20 protein-coding genes and 2 tRNA genes are annotated in these 18,559 nt (G+C 56.2%); 10 read left to right on the top strand and 12 right to left on the bottom strand.

Annotated features, from left to right (window positions below; all coding sequences use genetic code 11):
- Nucleotides 1-122: 122 nt before the first annotated feature.
- Together IM271_RS02450 and IM271_RS02445 are read right to left on the bottom strand one after the other, a co-directional pair.
- A complete protein-coding gene (locus IM271_RS02450) occupies nt 123-1,268 on the bottom strand; it encodes a PLP-dependent aspartate aminotransferase family protein (protein ID WP_193052118.1) in 1,146 nt (381 codons plus the stop codon).
- 11 nt (nt 1,269-1,279) lie between these two features.
- Complete coding sequence (locus IM271_RS02445; RefSeq protein WP_193052117.1) at nt 1,280-2,650, bottom strand: cystathionine beta-synthase; 1,371 nt, start codon at nt 2,648-2,650, stop codon at nt 1,280-1,282.
- Between the two features lie 400 nt (nt 2,651-3,050).
- Between IM271_RS02445 and IM271_RS02440 the strand changes: the two genes are divergently transcribed.
- The 4 genes from IM271_RS02440 (at nt 3,051) to fumD (ending at nt 5,890) form a co-directional block, all read left to right on the top strand.
- Nucleotides 3,051-4,073, top strand: coding sequence for a methionine ABC transporter ATP-binding protein (locus tag IM271_RS02440; RefSeq protein ID WP_045630167.1), 1,023 nt, complete (start codon nt 3,051-3,053; stop codon nt 4,071-4,073).
- Nucleotides 4,066-4,734: a methionine ABC transporter permease gene (locus tag IM271_RS02435; protein WP_028012874.1), complete on the top strand. Its 669-nt coding sequence runs from the start codon at nt 4,066-4,068 to the stop codon at nt 4,732-4,734. The genes IM271_RS02440 and IM271_RS02435 overlap by 8 nt, the downstream gene beginning before the upstream one ends.
- Before the next feature lie 23 nt (nt 4,735-4,757).
- On the top strand, nt 4,758-5,570 hold the full coding sequence (locus tag IM271_RS02430; RefSeq protein WP_028012875.1) for a MetQ/NlpA family ABC transporter substrate-binding protein: 813 nt from the start codon (nt 4,758-4,760) through the stop codon (nt 5,568-5,570).
- Nucleotides 5,571-5,680: 110 nt separating this feature from the next.
- Entirely contained in the window at nt 5,681-5,890 is a 210-nt protein-coding gene (gene fumD, locus IM271_RS02425) for a fumarate hydratase FumD (protein ID WP_028012876.1), read from the top strand.
- On the opposite strand, the gene IM271_RS02420 is transcribed toward fumD, so the two are convergent.
- The 4 genes from IM271_RS02420 to IM271_RS02405 are packed head-to-tail and all read right to left on the bottom strand — an operon-like array spanning nt 5,871 to nt 8,935.
- Nucleotides 5,871-6,557 (bottom strand): amino acid ABC transporter permease, encoded by a 687-nt coding sequence (locus IM271_RS02420; protein WP_193051638.1) that lies wholly within the window; start codon nt 6,555-6,557, stop codon nt 5,871-5,873. The genes fumD and IM271_RS02420 overlap by 20 nt on opposite strands.
- Nucleotides 6,541-7,287, bottom strand: coding sequence for an amino acid ABC transporter permease (locus IM271_RS02415; protein WP_049000823.1), 747 nt, complete (start codon nt 7,285-7,287; stop codon nt 6,541-6,543). Before IM271_RS02415 ends, IM271_RS02420 begins: the two co-directional genes overlap by 17 nt.
- Nucleotides 7,287-8,102, bottom strand: coding sequence for an amino acid ABC transporter ATP-binding protein (locus IM271_RS02410; protein ID WP_045261541.1), 816 nt, complete (start codon nt 8,100-8,102; stop codon nt 7,287-7,289). The genes IM271_RS02415 and IM271_RS02410 overlap by 1 nt, the downstream gene beginning before the upstream one ends.
- A 2-nt stretch (nt 8,103-8,104) precedes the next feature.
- The gene (locus tag IM271_RS02405; RefSeq protein WP_193052122.1) at nt 8,105-8,935 is read right to left on the bottom strand and encodes an ABC transporter substrate-binding protein; all 831 of its coding nucleotides are present in this window, start codon (nt 8,933-8,935) and stop codon (nt 8,105-8,107) included.
- Nucleotides 8,936-9,176: 241 nt separating this feature from the next.
- Here IM271_RS02405 and IM271_RS02400 point away from each other — a divergent pair, with 241 nt between their 5' ends.
- The 3 genes from IM271_RS02400 to IM271_RS20160 all read left to right on the top strand — a co-directional run bounded on the left by IM271_RS02400 (nt 9,177) and on the right by IM271_RS20160 (nt 11,091).
- Complete coding sequence (locus IM271_RS02400; protein WP_032644868.1) at nt 9,177-9,344, top strand: hypothetical protein; 168 nt, start codon at nt 9,177-9,179, stop codon at nt 9,342-9,344.
- A 144-nt stretch (nt 9,345-9,488) separates the two neighbouring features.
- Nucleotides 9,489-10,895 (top strand): DUF1996 domain-containing protein, encoded by a 1,407-nt coding sequence (locus tag IM271_RS02395; RefSeq protein WP_049000829.1) that lies wholly within the window; start codon nt 9,489-9,491, stop codon nt 10,893-10,895.
- A 16-nt stretch (nt 10,896-10,911) separates the two neighbouring features.
- Entirely contained in the window at nt 10,912-11,091 is a 180-nt protein-coding gene (locus IM271_RS20160; protein ID WP_049000831.1) for a LuxR C-terminal-related transcriptional regulator, read from the top strand.
- A 35-nt stretch (nt 11,092-11,126) separates the two neighbouring features.
- On the opposite strand, the gene IM271_RS02385 is transcribed toward IM271_RS20160, so the two are convergent.
- Complete coding sequence (locus IM271_RS02385; RefSeq protein ID WP_003857665.1) at nt 11,127-11,267, bottom strand: hypothetical protein; 141 nt, start codon at nt 11,265-11,267, stop codon at nt 11,127-11,129.
- A 125-nt stretch (nt 11,268-11,392) separates the two neighbouring features.
- On the opposite strand from IM271_RS02385, the gene IM271_RS02380 reads away from it, so the two are divergent.
- Both IM271_RS02380 and IM271_RS02375 read left to right on the top strand, forming a co-directional pair.
- Nucleotides 11,393-12,175: an MBL fold metallo-hydrolase gene (locus IM271_RS02380; protein ID WP_193052116.1), complete on the top strand. Its 783-nt coding sequence runs from the start codon at nt 11,393-11,395 to the stop codon at nt 12,173-12,175.
- Nucleotides 12,176-12,247: 72 nt separating this feature from the next.
- The gene (locus tag IM271_RS02375; RefSeq protein WP_028012884.1) at nt 12,248-12,883 is read left to right on the top strand and encodes a carbonic anhydrase; all 636 of its coding nucleotides are present in this window, start codon (nt 12,248-12,250) and stop codon (nt 12,881-12,883) included.
- 28 nt (nt 12,884-12,911) lie between these two features.
- Here IM271_RS02375 and IM271_RS02370 read toward each other — a convergent pair whose 3' ends face one another.
- The 4 genes from IM271_RS02370 to mdtK form a co-directional block, all read right to left on the bottom strand.
- Complete coding sequence (locus IM271_RS02370; RefSeq protein ID WP_193052115.1) at nt 12,912-14,507, bottom strand: FAD-NAD(P)-binding protein; 1,596 nt, start codon at nt 14,505-14,507, stop codon at nt 12,912-12,914.
- 118 nt (nt 14,508-14,625) lie between these two features.
- A tRNA-Val gene (locus tag IM271_RS02365) sits at nt 14,626-14,702 on the bottom strand.
- A gap of 4 nt (nt 14,703-14,706) precedes the next feature.
- Nucleotides 14,707-14,783: transfer RNA gene (locus IM271_RS02360), tRNA-Val, on the bottom strand.
- Nucleotides 14,784-14,936: 153 nt separating this feature from the next.
- On the bottom strand, nt 14,937-16,310 hold the full coding sequence (gene mdtK, locus IM271_RS02355) for an MdtK family multidrug efflux MATE transporter (RefSeq protein WP_048956278.1): 1,374 nt from the start codon (nt 16,308-16,310) through the stop codon (nt 14,937-14,939).
- 225 nt (nt 16,311-16,535) lie between these two features.
- Here mdtK and IM271_RS02350 point away from each other — a divergent pair, with 225 nt between their 5' ends.
- On the top strand, nt 16,536-17,177 hold the full coding sequence (locus tag IM271_RS02350; RefSeq protein WP_028012887.1) for a riboflavin synthase: 642 nt from the start codon (nt 16,536-16,538) through the stop codon (nt 17,175-17,177).
- Nucleotides 17,178-17,208: 31 nt separating this feature from the next.
- Here IM271_RS02350 and cfa read toward each other — a convergent pair whose 3' ends face one another.
- Complete coding sequence (gene cfa / locus IM271_RS02345) at nt 17,209-18,357, bottom strand: cyclopropane fatty acyl phospholipid synthase (RefSeq protein WP_028012888.1); 1,149 nt, start codon at nt 18,355-18,357, stop codon at nt 17,209-17,211.
- Nucleotides 18,358-18,559 lie beyond the last annotated feature (202 nt).

Below are 18,559 nucleotides of genomic sequence, written 5' to 3'. Positions count from 1 at the left end.
TAAAAGGAAAATGGAAACGGTGTTTCAGAATTAATCAATGCCGTTTCACATAATATTGTTATCAAGGCGTTAAGCCATGATGACAACTTTTGGCGGCAGGTGAGCGACCTGCCGCCGTTTGCTTATTTTTGCAGCGCCTGGCTGAGGTCGGCAATCAGGTCTTTTGGATCTTCAATGCCTACCGAGAGGCGGATCAGCTGCGGCACAATACCGTTTGCCAGCCGTTGCTCCAGCGGAATCGAGGCGTGCGTCATGCTGTAAGGCTGGCTCACAAGGCTCTCCACCCCGCCCAGGCTTTCCGCGAGGGTGAACAGCTTCAGGTTGCGAATCACCTCGGTGGCGCGTTGCGCATCGCCTTTTACCACGACGGAAATCATCCCGCCCGGCAGGGTCATCTGCGTACGGGCAAGCTGGTACTGCGGATGCGATTCCAGGCCGGGATAGAACACTTTTTCGACCAGAGGATGCTGCGCCAGCCATTGCGCAATCTCCAGCGCGTTGCTGCTGTGCTTTTCTACCCTCAGCGCAAGCGTGCGGATACCGCGCAGGGTCAGGAAGCTGCTGAACGGATCCAGGACACCACCGACCGCATTTTGCAGATAGCCAAGCTGGTCCGCCAGCGCTGGATTATCTCCCACCACTGCCAGCCCGGCCACCACGTCAGAGTGCCCGTTAAGGTATTTGGTAGCGGAGTGGACTACGATATCGAAACCCGACGCCAGCGGGCGGTGGATCACCGGCGACGCGAAGGTGTTATCCGCTACGCTGATGACGTTATGACGACGGGCGATCGCCGCAATGGCCGACAGATCGGCCAGCTTCAGCAGCGGGTTGGTTGGCGTTTCCACCCACACCATGCGGGTCTCCGGGCGAATGGCGGCCTCAAGCCCGGCTAAGTCGTCCGGCTTAACCCAGCTGACCTGCAAGCCCGTACTGCGTTTGCGCACGTTTTCAATCAGGCGATACGTCCCGCCGTAAACGTCATCAATGGCGACGATATGGCTGTCTTTATCCAGCAGCTCAAGCACCGTGGAGATGGCCGCCAGACCGGAAGCAAAGGCGTAGCCGCGCGTGCCGCCTTCCAGTTCGGCGATAGCGGTTTCCAGCGCATGGCGCGTTGGGTTGCCGCTGCGGGAATACTCATAGCCGGTATGCTCGCCGGGTGACGGTTGCGCAAACGTCGACGTGGCGTAAATCGGCGGCATGACGGCGCCGTGCGGGTCGTTGAATGCGCCGCTGTGGACGCTCAGGGTTGCCAGGTTTTTCATCGTTTAATCCTTTATTGCTGTAGACGATTGCGCCACGCGGTCAGGACGTCGCTGCGCGTAATCAGGCCGAGAAAACGGTCATTGTCGTTAATGACGGCCACCAGACCGCGGTCGAAGATGGCGTGCAGGGCACTCTCCGGGGCACGTTTATCGAGAATTTCCACCTGACGGGTCATGGCCGCCGTGACCGGCAGGGCAAAGCGGTCGCCGTCGCCGCCGATATGCCGCAGCAGATCCCACTCGTCGATAATGCCCACCACCTTGCCGTTCTCCAGGACCGGTAGCTGAGAGATGTCATACAGGCGCATGCGTGCCAGCACGGTGGAAAGCGTATCGTCCGGCGCGGCGGTGACGGTAGCGCCTTCATCATGGCGCAGGGCAATGTAGTCGGAGAGATCCCCCGCCTGAGGGCGCGTGATAAGCCCCTGCTGGCGCATCCAGTCGTCGTTGAACATCTTCGAGAGATATTTATTGCCGCTGTCACAGGCAAAGGTCACCACGCGCTTCGGCGTGGTCTGCGCCTGGCAATACTTCAGCGCCGCCGCCAGCAGCGTGCCGCTGGAGGAGCCCGCCAGAATGCCTTCCGTTTTCAGCAGCTCGCGCGCGGTGGCGAACGCTTCGCGGTCGGAGATGCGCCAGGCGCGATTCACCCCTTCGATGTGGGCCAGCGGGGGAATAAAGTCTTCGCCAATGCCCTCTACCAGCCAAGAGCCCGCGTCGTGGTAGCGTCCGGTTTCCACCTGGTCAGCGAGAACGGATCCGGCCGGGTCAGCCAGGACAAACTCGGTGTGCGGAGAGTGCTCGGCGAACCACGCCTGTAGGCCACCGAGCGTACCACCTGAGCCGACGCCGACCACGATGGCGTCAATTCTGCCGTCAAGCTGCTCGTACAGCTCCGGTGCCGTGGTGGTGCGGTGCGCCAGCGGATTGGCTTCGTTATTGAACTGGTCGATGTAAAACGCGCCCGGCAGCTCGTTAGCCAGACGCCGGGCGTAATCCTGGTAATAGGCGGGGTGGCCCTTATTCACGTCCGAGCGGGTCAGCACTACCTGAGCACCCAGCGCGCGCAGGTGGAAAATCTTTTCGCGGCTCATTTTGTCGGGCACTACGAGGATCAGCGAGTAGCCTTTCTGGGCGGCGATCAGCGCCAGGCCGAGGCCGGTATTGCCCGCCGTGGCCTCAATAATCGTGCCGCCCGGCTGCAGCTGGCCGGTACGCTCCGCTTCGTTAATCATCGACAGCGCAACGCGGTCTTTAATCGAGCCGCCGGGGTTCTGGTTCTCCAGCTTCAGAAACAGTGAGCAGGGACCGGTATCAAGCTTATGTAGCTGGATCAGCGGCGTGTGGCCAATCAGTTCGGTGACGGAGTGGTAAATCGTCATGATGTTTTCCTTTCGGGATGTCATGACGGGATGATAGGGCGATGAAATTTTCACAATAAAGAACCATTCACTGCCGTTTAGAACAGAAAGGAATATAAATACCGTTTTTGGATGTCAGGACAGCAAGACGTAAAGTTGTCTGGATGTGGAGATGGCTATATCGGGATAAAATGCTGCAAAAATGACCGTTTTTTACGCGCGTCCGCCAGCAGATATGCATCCGGCAGATAATCATTGCTGAAATTGGTCTAAATGCTTCCCACCCGGTAAATCCGGTGTTTATTTCCGAAAGTTATAACACATTCTTTTTTGTTCATTTAAAAGCTGATAACGCCTGTTTACTATCGTTTGGACATCCATACTTCTAAACCGCCGAGGGCGGCACGGATAACGAATAAGAATGATTGTACTGAGCAATATTTCGAAGGTTTTTGACAACGGAAAGGTGGCACTCACAGCCGTTGATAACGTCAATTTGACGATAGAGCAGGGACAAATATACGGCATTATCGGTTACAGCGGCGCCGGGAAAAGCACGCTGATTCGCCTGCTGAACGGTCTGGAGAAACCCAGCGCCGGGAGCGTCACCATTAACGGGCAGGATATCTCCGCCGCAAAAGGTGAAGCGCTGCGCCAGGCGCGCCTGAAAATCAGCATGGTGTTTCAGCACTTCAACCTGCTGTGGTCGCGCACGGTGAGTGAGAACATTGCTTTCTCTATGCAAATTGCCGGTGTGCCAAAAGCGAAGATTAAGGCGCGCGTCGCCGAACTGGTGGAGCTGGTTGGCCTGAAAGGACGCGAAAATGCGTATCCGTCGCAGCTGAGCGGCGGGCAAAAGCAGCGCGTGGGGATTGCGCGCGCGCTGGCCAACAACCCCGACGTGCTGCTCTGCGATGAGGCTACGTCCGCGCTCGACCCGCAGACCACCGATCAGATCCTCGATCTGCTGCTGGACATTAACCGCCGCTTCAAGCTCACCATCGTGCTGATCACGCACGAGATGCACGTGGTGCGCAAAATCTGCGACCGCGTGGCGGTGATGGAGAACGGCAAAGTGGTGGAAGAGGGCGACGTGCTGAGCGTCTTTACCCATCCACAGCAGCCGATTACGCAGCAGTTTGTCCGCCAGGTGAGCCAGTACGCCGAGGAAGAGACCTTCAATACCGAACTGGCAAGCGATCTGGAAGGCACGGTGATCAGGCTGACCTTTACCGGACACAGCACGCACAAGCCGATTGTCGGGGAACTCACCCTGCGCTACGGCCTGCCGTTTAACATCCTGCACGGAAAAATGACGCAGACCGCCCACGGTGTTTTCGGGCAGCTCTGGGTCCACGTGGCGGCATCCGATGAACAACTGAACAATATCCTCGCCGACCTGCAGCACAGCGATATTGAAGGCGAGGTAATTAAACATGTCTGAGAATCTCTTTCCGCATCTCAAGTGGGATCAGCTCTGGGCTGCAACGCTGGAGACGCTGTACATGACCGCGCTTTCCGGCGTGGCGACCTTTGTGCTGGGCATCGTGCTGGGGCTGGCGCTGTTTTTAACCGCGCGCGGTGGCTTGTTCCACAACCGCACGGTCTACAGCGTCATTTCGATAGTGGTGAACGTGTTCCGCTCGATTCCGTTCATCATTCTCATCGTTCTGCTGATCCCGTTCACCAAGACCGTCGTCGGCACCATTCTTGGTGCCAACGCGGCGCTGCCGGCGCTGATCGTGGGTGCCGCACCGTTCTACGCACGCCTGGTGGAAATTGCCCTGCGTGAAGTGGATAAAGGCGTGATAGAAGCCACGCGCTCGATGGGCGCACGGCTTAGCACGCTCGTGTTTCGGGTTTTACTGCCGGAATCATCACCTGCACTGGTATCGGGTATTACGGTGACGCTAATTGCGTTGGTGAGCTACAGCGCCATGGCGGGGGTGATTGGTGCCGGCGGTTTAGGAAATCTGGCTTATCTGGAAGGATTCCAGCGCAACCATGGTGACGTCACGCTGGTGGCAACGGTGACCATTTTAATCATCGTTTTCATTATCCAGTTCTGCGGCGATGTCATTACTTCACTGTTAGATAAACGCTAATAAATACACACAGGAACCACATCATGAAAAAGACACTGACACTGATCGCCGCCGCAACCCTGAGCGCCCTGAGCTTCGCCTCCTGGGCCGACACCCTGACCGTGGGCGCATCCAACACGCCGCACGCCGAAATTCTGGAGCAGGCAAAGCCGATTCTGGCGAAGCAGGGTATCGACCTGGAGATTAAACCGTTCCAGGACTACATTCTGCCGAACACTGCGCTGGCGGGTCATGACATCGACGCGAACTATTTCCAGCACATTCCTTACCTGAACAGCGTGCTGAAAGATCATGCGGGCGATAAAGACTACGATTTTGTCAGTGCGGGCGCGATCCACATTGAGCCAATCGGCATCTACTCAAAAAAATACAAATCCCTGAAGGATCTGCCGGAAGGCGGCAAGATCATCATGCGTGATGCGGTTTCCGAGGAAGGCCGTATTCTCTCCATCTTCGAAAAAGAGGGCGTGATCAAGCTGAAGCCGGGCATCGACAAAGTGACGGCGCGCATCAGCGATATCGTTGAGAACCCGAAAAAACTGAAGTTCACGCCGAACGTGGAAGCGTCCCTGCTGCCGCAGATGTATAACAACGACGAAGGCGACGCGGTGGTGATTAACGCCAACTATGCGATAGACGCCGGTCTGGATCCGGTTCACGACCCGATTGCGGTAGAGAGCGGTGAAAACAACCCGTACGCCAACATCATTACCGTGCATCGCGGTGACGAGAAGAAGAAAGACATCGTCGCGCTGGTGAACGTGCTGCACTCCAAAGAGATTCAGGACTGGATCCGCACCAAATACAAAGGCGCGGTCATTCCAGTAAACAACTAATTATTTGATTTTCCAGATGAAGCCCGGCGAGATCCTCGCCGGGCTTCTTTTTTGTATCCGGCGGGAGAATCATTTAAGCTCAACGTTTAACAGGCAATGGAGTGATGACGATGGGTAACGTGACCAAAGATGAAGCGCTGTACCAGGAGATGTGCCGGGTGGTCGGAAAGGTGGTGCTGGAGATGCGTGATTTAGGGCAGGAGCCGAAGCATATTGTCATTGCGGGCGTGCTGCGCACGGCGCTGGCGAACCAGCGCATCAAGCGCAGCGCACTGACAACCGAAGCGATGGAAACGGTGGTTAAGGCGCTGGCCGGCTAACGCGCCAGCGTTTCGCGACCTGTTCAAGCGAGCAGCAGAGCAGGTAATAGACCGCACCCGTAAAGATAAAGATGGCCGCCGGGTAGATTTGCACCCGGTTATTGACCTGTCCCGCCACCGTTGTCAGCTCCGGGACGTTGACGATGAATGCCAGCGACGTATCCTTCAGCAGGCTGATAAAAATTCCCACCAGCGACGGCAAAATATTTCTCAGCGTCTGCGGCAGTAGCACGCGCCACAGGGTTTGCTGCGTGCTGAACCCCTGAGACAGCGCGGCCTCGTTTTGACCCGCTGGGAGCGCCCTGAGCCCGGCAAAAACCGAATGCATCACCGATGCCGCCGTAAACCAGGCCAGCGCCAGCGTCACGGTCAGCGCCCCCGGCAGATCCCCTCCGGTGATCAGCGGCAACAGATACCACATCCAGAAAATCACAAAAATCAGGGGAATACCGCGAATCAACTCCGCCCACAGAAAAAGCCCCCTGCGCACCAGCCCAGGATAGCGCCAGGCGAGGCACGCCAGCGTCACGCCGCCGGGAAGCGCAAGCAGGGCGGCCCCTGCGGCCATCAGCAGCGAAAGCAGTACGCCGCCGGGTTCACCCGCTGCCGTTCGTCCCCACAGCAGATAATCCAGGTTTTCGAAAATAACGTTAAATCCTGTAACCATCTTTTTTCCTCCCTGAATGCGGACCGACGCGCACCAGCACCATCCCCATGACAATGCCGGTAAGCAAATAGAGCACCGTACCGACGATAAACGCCTCCATGGCGTGGGCGTTGTAACTTTCAATCTGCCGGACCTGGTAGGTTAGCTCAGCGAAGCCAATCCCGCTGGCGAGCGAGGAGAGCTTCATCAAATTGAGGTACTGGCCGACAACGGGCTGCCAGGCGTTGGCGAGCCCCTGCGGCAGAAGGATGTAGCGAAATAAACGCCACGAGGAGAACCCTTGCGCCAGCGCCGCTTCCTGCTGTCCGGCAGGAACAGAACGCAGTCCCGATGCCGCTTCCTCAATTAAAAACGCCGAAGTAAAAACGCCCAGCCCCCAGGCAGAACATAAAAACTCAGGGGTAAACCACCAGACGTCGCCGGGCAGAATTGACCAGCTGTGATCCGCATTCACCGCGTCTCGAAAGCCCTGCGGTAACCCGTTCCAGGCGGCGAAATACCAGAACAGCAGCTGCACCAACAGCGGCGTATTGCGAAACAGCGATACCCAGCCGCTGACGACCGCATTCCCGATGCGTCCACCGGAAAGACGCAGGAGCAAAAAGAACGGTGCAAGCAGGCTGGCGATCAGGCCCCCCGCCAGCGTCACCCACAGGGTGGTGAGAAATCCGGAGAGTATCCACTGCAGAGGCTGTCCGGCCAGCACGCCCTGCCAGTCGAGGGCGGGCATCAGAGGTGCTCCTGGTGCAGCGGGTTCAGCACTTTTTGCAGGAAACGCTGCGCCCGGGGATGCGACGGTTGACTGAAAAATTGCCCCGGCGGCGCGGTTTCAAGAATCTGCCCGCCGTCGATAAAGACAATCCGGTCGGCAATTTCCCGGGCGAACTGCATCTCATGAGTCACGACAATCATGGTGATCCCGCTATGGGCAAGGGCTTTCATGACGAATAACACTTCGCCAATCATCTCCGGATCGAGCGCCGACGTCGGCTCGTCGAAGAGGATGATCTGCGGCGACGAGGCCAGGGCGCGGGCAATCGCCACGCGCTGCTGCTGGCCGCCGGAAAGCTCAGCGGGGAGGTGGTGAGCCTTTTCCTGCATTCCGACCTTCTCCAGCAGTGCCAGCGCGCGCTCCTGAGCTGGCTGCGGCTTCCAGCCGTGCACATGCTCCAGTGCGAGGGTGATGTTCTGGCTGGCGGTGAGGTGGGCATACAGATTGAACTGCTGAAACACAAATCCAACGCGGCTGCGCAGCTGACGCAGCCTGCTGCCGGAAAGCTGCCCGGTCGGCTTGCTGTCGACCAGGATTTCCCCGCCGCTCAGGGTTTCAAGCTGATTGATAAGACGGATCAGCGTTGATTTACCCGAACCGGAAGGGCCGAGAATAGCAACCACTTCACCGGGCGTGATGGTGAGGTTAATGTCGCGTAAAACCTGATGGTCGCCGTAGCGTTTGTCCACGTGACGAAACTCAACGCTGGCCTGTTCCAGATGTGAAAAATCCGCGGCACCGGCCGCGGAGTGGGAAAATAAACCTGAGAGCATAATTACCTGGCTTCTATTTTAAAGGCGCGAGGCTGTGGAGCGGGCGTATTTGGGCCAAACCAGACGTCATAGATTTTTGCCGCCTGACCGTTCTTCTCGAGATTAACCAGCTCATCATTGACGGCTTTCAGCAGCGCCGTTTCACCTTTCTTCACCCCGACGCCAATTTCTTCTTTACTGAGCAGATCGGGCAGGATTTTGAAGTTCGCTTTATCCGGAGCCTGTGCCAGCAGGCCTGCAAGAATTGTGCTGTCCTGGGTAATGGCCTGCACGTTGCCGTTGCGCAGCGCCGTCAGCGCCAGAGGAATGTCGTCATAAGCCAGCACGCGGGACTGCGGGAAACGCTGGTGGAGCGCCTGTTCACCCGTGGTGCCTTTGACCGCGCCAATGCGCGCCCGGCTGTATTCATCCAGCTTATCGGGCGATTTGGCGGGAACCAGGAACTGTTGTCCGGTCACGAAATAGGGGGTGGAGAAATCAATCACCTGCGCGCGTTCCGGGGTGATGGTGATATCCGCTACGATCAGGTCTGCTTTACCGGACTGAAGCAGCGGAATTCGGTTGGCCGGATTGGTGGCAACCAGTTCAAGCTTCACGCCGAGTGATTTTGCCAGTGCTTTGGCAAAATCCACGTCGTAACCCACGAACTCGTGCGTTTTTGCATCAATTGAGCCAAACGGTGGGTTGGCGTCAAACGTGGCGACTTTCACCACCCCCGCGGCCTTAATATCCTCCAGCCGATCGGCCAGCGCCTGCGCTGAAAACAGGCTCCCGGCGGCCAGTAATCCCAGAACTGCCGTCCCTTTTTTAAACCTTTTCATCTTTGCTGCCATAGTCATCGTTCGTCCCGTTGTTTTTGTTTTGCACCGTTACGCTCCCATAAGCAAAAGCTATCGCCAAATAAGAAAATGTTCTTTGCTCTATACAAAAAAGCATTAGTGAACAGTGTGTTACCGGCAGGTAAATGTAAGGAGCTATTTGCACTTCCTGCACATTGACTGCCGGAATTGATATTTCCGCGGCCAGGAAACGCGTGCTTAACTCAGGGCTGGTGAAGCGAGAGGGGTAAAGGCAATGAAAAAATGGATCGGCACGCTACGGCGGTTTTTTGCGACCCGGCCAGCGAATGCGGAGAACAGCGCGCAGCGTGTTCTGGAGTCAATACTGCCTGTTGCCAGCCTGTATGGCGTGGACGTCGCTAACATCGACCCGGAGTGGTTCCATGATAAAACGTCACGCTGAACTTCGCCGCACGCGCGAAACGTACTGGAATGAGCTGTGCGTGATCCGTGTAAAGCAGGGATGAACGGAAAAATACGCGGGCAAATCCTCGGTAAACCCTGGCCGTTTTGATACCAATATCTCCTTTCTCAGAAGGAGATGATAATGAAACGGACAGTATTAACCCCGGCACTTTCTGCCACCGCACTACTGATTGCCATGCAGGCGGCGCACGCTGCGCCACAGGCGCACGTCGTCTGCGGTTACTCCCACACGCTCGGCGACGATGCCATTATGATGCACGGCATGCCCAACGAGGCCATGCTGCACGATTTTTTTGGCAACGTGCAAACGGATGCCTTCTCCAGCCGTGAATCGCTGCGTAAAGATGAAAAGACCACCTGCGATAACAAAGCAGACAGCTCGGCCTACTGGGCACCCTCTCTGAAATTGCCTGACGGAACGGTGGTCAAACCCGCCTATCAAAAAACCTATTATCAGGCATCGAACGTCGACACCTGGCCGCTGCACCCGTTCCCGGCGGGGCTGTCGCTGCTGGCGGGCGATCATCACGGCACCGCGCCGAATCCACATATCACCTTCCTGTGCGCTAACGGCAAGGGCTACACCACCAAAACGGGTGAGGTCTGCGGCTTACGCAAGGCGAACGATGCCGTGCAGTTTAATATCGGCATTCAGTTTCCGAACTGCTGGGACGGGGTAAATCTTAAGCCCGCTCACGGTCTGGCCAACGCCACCTACGACACCAAAGGGCAGTGCCCGTCCGACTTCCCGGTGAAAATTCCCACTGTGAACATGAACATTGCGTACGTGCTCCCGACGATTAGCTCGCTCGATACCAGCAAAGCGCAGCTTTCTCTCGACCCCATCATGCACGGCAACGAGCGTGAAGAGCGGTGGGGGAGCCTGTATACGGCGCATGCTGATTTTATGAACGGCTGGACGGAAGACGCCGCGCGCTTTATGACCGATCTGTGCATGAACCGCGGTCTGGACTGCGGCACCACCGTTCCGTATGGTTATTCAAAAGCGAAGGCCAGCGTCTGGCTCAGCAGCCTGGAGCCCGCGCTTACCCAGCCAGAGCCCCAGGTCCTGCTTGTGCAGGATAACTGGCAGAACGGCGGGCGCACCAAAAACAGCGAAACGCTGTCGCTGGTGAAGTTTCACATTCCCCCGCTGCCTGCCGGACAGGATCCTTCGCAGTTTAAATACCGCGTGCGGATTTATGGCGGGAAAGTGGAAACCAACGGCGCGGATCAAATTTTCTTCTATCCGGCAAGCAACGACTGGGATCCGGCCAGCGTGAGCTGGCAGTCGCGGCCAGCCTGTAACTATCGTTCGGATGCGGTGCTTTACCTTAACCACTCCCGCGAATACCGGATGGTGGACGTGGATAAAGCGGTGCGCAAGGCGCTGGCAGAAGGGAAAACCGAGATTTCGTGGTACATCGGCGGCGATCGTCAGGGAAATCACTACCAGTTTGAGACGGCGTCTTCCCCGCAAAGCCTGATCCTGATGCTGACCGGCTTTAGCAAAACGCCTGAGATCTGATTACGCCCGCGTTTTTTTGTTCTCAGCAACGTTAACTGGTAATGTCGACAGTCTGAAAAATGAGAAGGGCATTCTGGTTACCCTGACCGTACTGCTGGAAGGGTGCAGTAATAAAGAGGTGGCTGCACGCCTGAATCTTTCCCCGAGAACCGTGGAAGCGCACCGTGCGGCGGCCATTGACGGGCTGAAAAAGTAAAATAAAAAAGCACCGGTTTACCGGTGCTTTTTTTATCAAATCTTGCAGGCATCACCGCAGTCGTCGTCGGCAACAATCGCCTGCGCTTTTTTATCCGCGTCGTCCAGACGTTCCGCGTTACGCTCTTCCGCTTCATCCAGACCGTTAAAAACTAAGTTATCGAGATCAATTTCCATGTTGCACCTGCTCTGTTCGGTTTTTGATACTGGCACAGTATAGGGTAAAAAACGTCGGCAATGTACCTCGCAGCACATAAGGATAATCCCTGCCATACTCAGTGCTTTATCACCGAGGAGCGCTCATGATTACACTCTGTAAAACCTGCGGTACCTCCTATGATGGAAAGCCGGAGAGATGTCCGATTTGCGAGGATGAACGCCAGTATGTCCCGGTCAGCGGTCAGGCGTGGATTGATTACGCGACGGTGACGGCCACGCACGTGAATAAATGGCAGCAGCTGGAGCCCGCGCTGTTCAGTATCAAAACGGTTCCCGCTTTTGCGATTAACCAGAGGGCGCTGCTTCTGCGCACCCCGCACGGCAATATTCTTTGGGACTGCATTGCCAACCTTGATCCCGCAACCCAAACGCTCATCACCGCGCTCGGTGGCCTTCACGCCATTGCGATTTCGCATCCGCACTATTACACCACGATGCAGGAGTGGGCCGCGGCTTTCGGTGCGCCAGTCTACCTGCACGCCAGCGACCGCGAATGGGTGATGCGCAACAGCCCGGCGATTCATTTCTGGGAGGGGGAGGCGCTGGAGATTTGGCCGTCCGTCACGTTGCTACGTCTCGGCGGCCATTTTGCGGGCGGAACGGTACTGCACTGGCAGGAGGGCGAGGGCGTTTTGCTGGCGGGGGATATTTTGCAGGTCACCCCGGGGAAAGATGCGGTGTCGTTTATGTGGAGCTACCCGAATATGCTCCCGCTGCCTGCCCGTACGGTTGAGGACGTTACCCGGCGCCTGGCGGGAAAATCGTTCGCTCGTCTTTACGGCGCGTTCGAAGGGCAAAACATCCCGGCGAACGCCGACAACATCGTGCAGCGGTCGGGCCAGAAATATATTGCTTGTCTCAGGTAAAGTACGGTGGGTAAACTTTACGAGTGTGATCGCGATCATACCTAAACGAAAACAGATAAAAGAGAAATTGCTATGCAACATATCATTGAAGGTTTTCTCAGCTTTCAAAAAGAGATTTTCCCGCAACGTAAAGAGCTCTTTCGCAGTTTAGCGTCCAGCCAGAATCCCAAAGCGCTGTTCATCTCCTGCTCCGACAGCCGTCTGGTTCCTGAACTGGTCACCCAGCAAGAGCCGGGACAGCTTTTTGTCATTCGTAATGCTGGCAACATTGTCCCGCCTTTCGGGCCGGAGCCGGGCGGCGTATCTGCAACTATCGAGTACGCGGTGGTGGCGCTGGGCGTGACGGATATCGTGATCTGCGGCCACTCCAACTGCGGCGCGATGAAGGCGATTGCCGATAACGCCAACCTGGAGCCAATGCCAGCCGTATCGCACTGGCTGCGCTATTCCGACGCGGCGAAAGCCGTGGTAGAGAAGAAAAGCTGGGACAAGCCGATCGATAAAGTGAATGCGATGGTGCAGGAGAACGTGTTTGCGCAGCTGAGCAACATCAAGACCCATCCGTCCGTCGCGGTGGGCCTGCGTAATAATTCGCTTCGTCTGCACGGTTGGGTGTATGACATTGAAAGCGGCAAAATCCTTGCCCTGGATAAGAACACCAAAACGTTCGTATCGCTGTCGGAAAACCCGGAGGTCTTCTTCGAGTAATTACCGATAGCAGGGCATGGAAGCCCTGTCAGTTCTCCACGTACGGTAACCGACGCCGTCTCCCCGAGGCAGGTTTTTCAGCCGCCTTCGCCATCGCCTCTGCAATTTCCGCACACTCCGCCAGCCCCTGAACGAAGGGACTATCGTGCATCAGCCACGGTATCGCACCGAAAGCAATGCGCCCGCGAACCGTTTCAGGCGCTTTAAGCGTGTAATCCTCGCCAATGTCGGGTATCTCGTCGCCCGTGTCTGCCAGCTGTTTACGCAGCGTCGGGAAAGGCAAGTCCTTTGTTTTGAGCGGCTTTTGTCCGCGCGCGTCAATAAACACGTCGAAACGATAAACGCTCTCTTTGGTGGTAATTACCGTCCGATCGCTGCCGGCGTCGAGCGTGTAATCGTCGCCGAGCGCCGCCACGCTAATGATGCCGGCCTCGCGAAGCGCAAGCAGCCTGCGGATAGACTGCGGCGGGATGGCGGCATAGTTGTCGATAAACACGCGGGCGAGGCCCTGCTTAAAGCGCTCACTGTCGTCGTCGTTGAGGTGGGGCACAATCTCCTGAACCACCTCATGCAGTCGAAGGACGGTATAGCGCCATGCCACGGTGCGCCGTTCGCGTTTGTTGCGTTCAACCTCGCTGAGGTTCTCCTCCGCCCAGGTAAAGGGGCCGTGCCGTTTACGGTCCTCAAACCATGCCTCACGAAGGCTGTCGGCATCCTGGTTACGCAGAGAAATTTTCTCGCACCACGCCGGGTCGGCGAGCTCGAGCTCTTTCACCATCAGGGAAAATATGCGGTCAAGCAGGCCGTCCGATCCTTTGGCTATCTCGCGTTCAACCACGAATTCGGTCAATACCGACAGCGGTTCGTAAGGGATTGGACAGTAAAAATCGGCTTCCGGCAGAATGCCCGTGCGGGACATCAGCGTAATGTTTAACCCTTCGCTGCCTTTGTCGAGGAGGAATTTACCGTCACGAAACTCACCGTGCTGCATTACCACCGCCATAGCCGCGTCCAGACCGCTCAACGACGTTCCCATAATGCCCACGCGGCAAGGGGGAATGCTGGCGTCCATCAACCCCGACCACGGGCTGGGGAAGAACGTGCGCGTGGCTTCCTCCTCATCTGGCCAGACGTGGCCGGTGGCGATAACTGCCAGGTCGAACCGATCGGGCAAAGTGGTGTCGTTGACGGAAAGCGTTACGCCGGTTGTCGAGGGGATGATGTCCGTTACCTTCGCGGATTCATGGACTGCAACCTGGAACCCCAGTTTTTTTGCCTCTTTCACGATTGAACGCAAGCTGTCGCGAAAATACTCACCCAACAGGAGTCGAGGCAGGAACTGCCGGTCATGCAGGCTGGCTTTATCAACCTTAAAGCGCGCCAGATGGGCGTCGCTCTGTTCCTTGAGCCAGTCGAGGTAGGTCATAAAAATGGGCGGGATTTCAATGCTCGCAATGTTCGCCAGCATCAGCCGGGAATTATCGTCGTCGTTATAGGGCATGCCCACGCCGGCTTGATCGGCCTGTTCGAAGACGGATACGGAGAGCGGCGTGCTGTTATTAAGCAGATGATAAAAGGTGTAGATCCCTGTGGGGCCGGAGCCGATAATCGCGATATTCTTCATTGACGCGCTTCCTGTATTTATTCCATAAGAAAAGCGTAGCAGGAGAATAATGATGAAAATAAGCGATTAAGAAAATTCAGGGTAAAAGGAGAGAATTTGCACCATTTCAGGACTGAAATGGTGCGTCCGAGTGGACTCGAACCACCGACCCCCACCATGTCAAGGTGGTGCTCTAACCAACTGAGCTACGGACGCAGAATGGTGCGTTCAATTGGACTCGAACCAACGACCCCCACCATGTCAAGGTGGTGCTCTAACCAACTGAGCTATGAACGCAACGTGTTGTCGGTGACAACGGGGACGAATATTAGCGGCACAGCATCAAGGAGGCAAGAGGGAAAACGCATTTTTCTCTCTGATTTCACGCGATTGCTTCATTACCGCGCAAAGTGAAGAGAAAGTAGCCGCCAGCTGGCGGCTACTGCGTAGTTAACGCGCAGCGCGCTGCAAAATTACCGTTGACGGCTGGCGCTGCAGGAAGCGCATGCGCATCATCATCATGATCGCCGCCGACGTCAGTCCGATGATAAAGCCCATCCAGAATCCGGCTGGCCCCATGCGATCAACGACCAGATCGGTCAGCGCCAACACGTAGCCAGTAGGCAGACCCAGCACCCAGTAGGCGATAAAGGTAATAAAGAAGATCGAACGCGTGTCTTTATATCCGCGCAATACGCCGCTGCCAATCACCTGGATGGAGTCAGAAATCTGGTAAATCGCGGCCAGCAGCATCAGGTGCGATGCCAGCGTGACGACCTCCGGATTATCGTTATAGAGCAGGGCAATTTGCTCGCGCAGCGCCACGGTAAAAAGCGCCGTGCAAATGGCCATGCAGACGCCAACGCCTAATCCGGTGCGCGCGGCGGTTTGCGCATCAAGCGTCGAGCCTTGCCCCAGGCGGAAACCCACGCGGATCGTCACTGCCGCGGCCAGCGACATGGGCAGAACAAACATCAGAGAGCTGAAGTTCAGCGCGATCTGGTGCCCGGCGACGTCCACAATGCCCAGCGGGGAGACCAGCAGGGCGACCACGGCAAACAGGGTCACCTCAAAGAACAGCGCAAGGGCAATCGGCAGCCCCAGCTGCACCAGGCGCGTCATGATGTTCCAGTCCGGCGTGCTGAATCTGTTCTCGTTACGAATATCGCGCATGGAGCGGGCGCGCTTCACAAAGGTAAGCATAGAGAAGAACATGACCCAGTAAACGGCGGCCGTCGCCACGCCGCAACCGACGCCGCCCAGCTCCGGCATGCCGAAATGGCCGTAGATAAAGATGTAGTTCACCGGAATATTCACCAGCAGGCCGATAAAGCCCATCACCATGCCGGGCTTGGTTTTCGCCAGCCCTTCACACTGGTTACGGGCGACCTGGAAAAAGAGGTAGCCGGGCGCACCCCAGAGCAGGGCGCGCAGATAGCCCACGGCTTTGTCTGCCAGCGCCGGGTCAATATTATGCATGGCGCGGATGATATGACCCGCGTTCCAGAGCACGACCATAATCAGCACGGAGACAAACCCTGCCAGCCAGAAACCCTGGCGGACCTGATGGGCAATACGCTCGCGACGACCCGAGCCATTAAGCTGAGCGATAACCGGGGTGAGGGCGAGCAGCAGACCGTGGCCGAACAGGATGGCCGGCAGCCAGATTGACGTGCCGATGGCAACGGCCGCCATATCGGTGGCGCTGTAGCCACCCGCCATTACCGTATCCACAAATCCCATTGCGGTCTGGGCCACCTGCGCGACGATCACTGGTATAGCCAGTGCCAATAGCTGGCGCGCTTCATTCATGTACTTCTGCACGTGAACACCTTTATTTTGTAGTTATATGAGAGACTAAAAAAGCCGCCGAAACGGGCAGCAAGAAGAAAATGCAGGGGGGTGCCAGCTATTGTAGCGGGCTTTAGCTATTTATCTAGTGAAAAAATCGCCAGAAAATGCGCTCCGCTGGCAACCTGTTTTTCCAACTGTTATTGTGGTGGGATTAAACGGTGTCACCACCGTCCGGAAAAAACAGGAGTTGTAAGCATGTTTACTGGTATTGTGCAGGGCACCGCCAAAGTGGTGTCCATTGATGAAAAACCTAATTTTCGTACTCATGTTGTAGAGCTGCCGGAATATATGCTCGACGGCATCGAAACCGGCGCCTCGGTTGCCCATAACGGCTGCTGCCTGACCGTCACCGAAATTAATGGTAACCAGATTAGCTTTGATTTAATGAAAGAGACGCTGCGTATTACTAACCTGGGCGAGCTGGTGGTGGGGGACACCGTCAACGTTGAGCGCGCGGCGAAGTTCAGCGACGAGATTGGCGGCCATCTGATGTCCGGGCACATCATGACCACCGCCGAAGTGGCGAAAATCGTTACATCAGAAAATAACCGTCAAATCTGGTTTAAAGTGCAGGACCCGTCATTAATGAAATACATCCTCTATAAAGGGTTTATTGGCATTGATGGGATTAGTCTGACGGTGGGAGAAGTTACTCCGACGCGTTTTTGCGTGCATTTAATTCCCGAGACGCTGCAGCGCACCACGCTGGGTTCGAAAAAACTGGGGCATCGCGTGAATATCGAAATCGATCCGCAAACCCAGGCGGTTGTAGATACCGTTGAGCGCGTGCTGGCCGCAAAAGAAGCCGCAATAATTAAAGCTGTAGAAGAAGAATAAAAAATAACCCCGGCTGGCCGGGGTTATTTTTCTAGCGTGCGACCCGCAAGCCGTGTTCAATCCCACGGCTGAAAACAACCTGCCAGAGCTGAATATCTCGCGCGCGAAACGCCCCCGCGCAGGCATTCAGATAATAGCTAAACATCCGCTTGAATCGTTCAGAATAGTTGTCCGCAATTTCAGGCCAGGCTTCCTGAAAACGTGCATGCCACGCCATTAACGTGGTGTCGTAATCCGCGCCGAAGTTATGCCAGTCTTCCATCACGAAATGGGATTCGCTGGCGTTGGCAATCTGGCGTACGGACGGTAAACAGCCATTCGGAAAGATGTATTTGTTGATCCACGGGTCAACGTTATTATCGGTCCGCTTAGAGCCGATGGTGTGCAGCAGGAAAATACCGTCCGGTTTCAGATTACGGTCCACCACCTCGAAATAGGTGTCGTAGTTTTTCGGCCCGACGTGCTCAAACATGCCCACGGAAACGACCCGGTCAAACTGTTCGTTCAGATCCCGGTAATCCTGCAGTCGGATATCCACATCAAGCCCCAGGCACCGCTCCTGCGCCATTTTTTGCTGTTCAGCGGAAATGGTGACGCCGACCACGCTGACGCCGTAGTGCTTCGCCATAAAATACGCCAGCCCGCCCCAGCCGCAGCCGATATCCAGCACGCGCATACCGGGCTGCAACTGCAATTTCTCGCTAATCAGGCGCAGCTTGGCCTGCTGAGCCTCTTCAAGCGTCGACGCCTCTTTCCAGTAGGCGCAGGAGTATTGCATGAAGGGGTCCAGCATGCGGCTGAACAGATCGTTGCCGAGATCGTAATGCTCTTTGCCGACGATCCAGGCACGCTTTTTACTTTGCAGGTTAAAGAGACGGGCAGAGGCGACACGCAGGGTGTCTTTAAGATTACGGGGGAGCTGTTTTTCCAGACCAGCACGCAGCACGCTGGCGAAAAAAGTATCCAGCCGTTCGCATTCCCACCAGCCGTCCATATAGCTTTCCCCCAGGCCTAGCGACCCCTCGCGCAACACGCGTTTAAAAAAATCGGGATGTTTAACCTGAGGATCCGATGGGGATGATCCGTTGATAGTGATGCCTGCCCGACCTAACAGTTCACTGACGATCCGGGACCAGTTATCGTCCGGAACGCTGACTTCTTCTATACACGATGAACTCATAGCTTCTCCATCACCCTACTGTGATCAGAACCTTAAAACAGCGTAGACGCTTTTTTGGTTTGTGAGAAATCTCACGGTAAATACCGCGAGGCTAGTATCCGACGTAGAACAGAGGAAGGGAGATAACCCTTGCCGAAATGCCTTCCATGGTAAAACGGGAGCACTCCGGCTCCCGTTAACACATAATATTTATCGTATTTAA

Source organism: Enterobacter cloacae complex sp. I3, from assembly GCF_014896175.1.
Classification (GTDB): domain Bacteria; phylum Pseudomonadota; class Gammaproteobacteria; order Enterobacterales; family Enterobacteriaceae; genus Enterobacter; species Enterobacter bugandensis.
The sequence above is the reverse complement of the archived record's forward strand: the minus strand, read 5'-3'. Positions and strand labels throughout refer to the sequence as shown.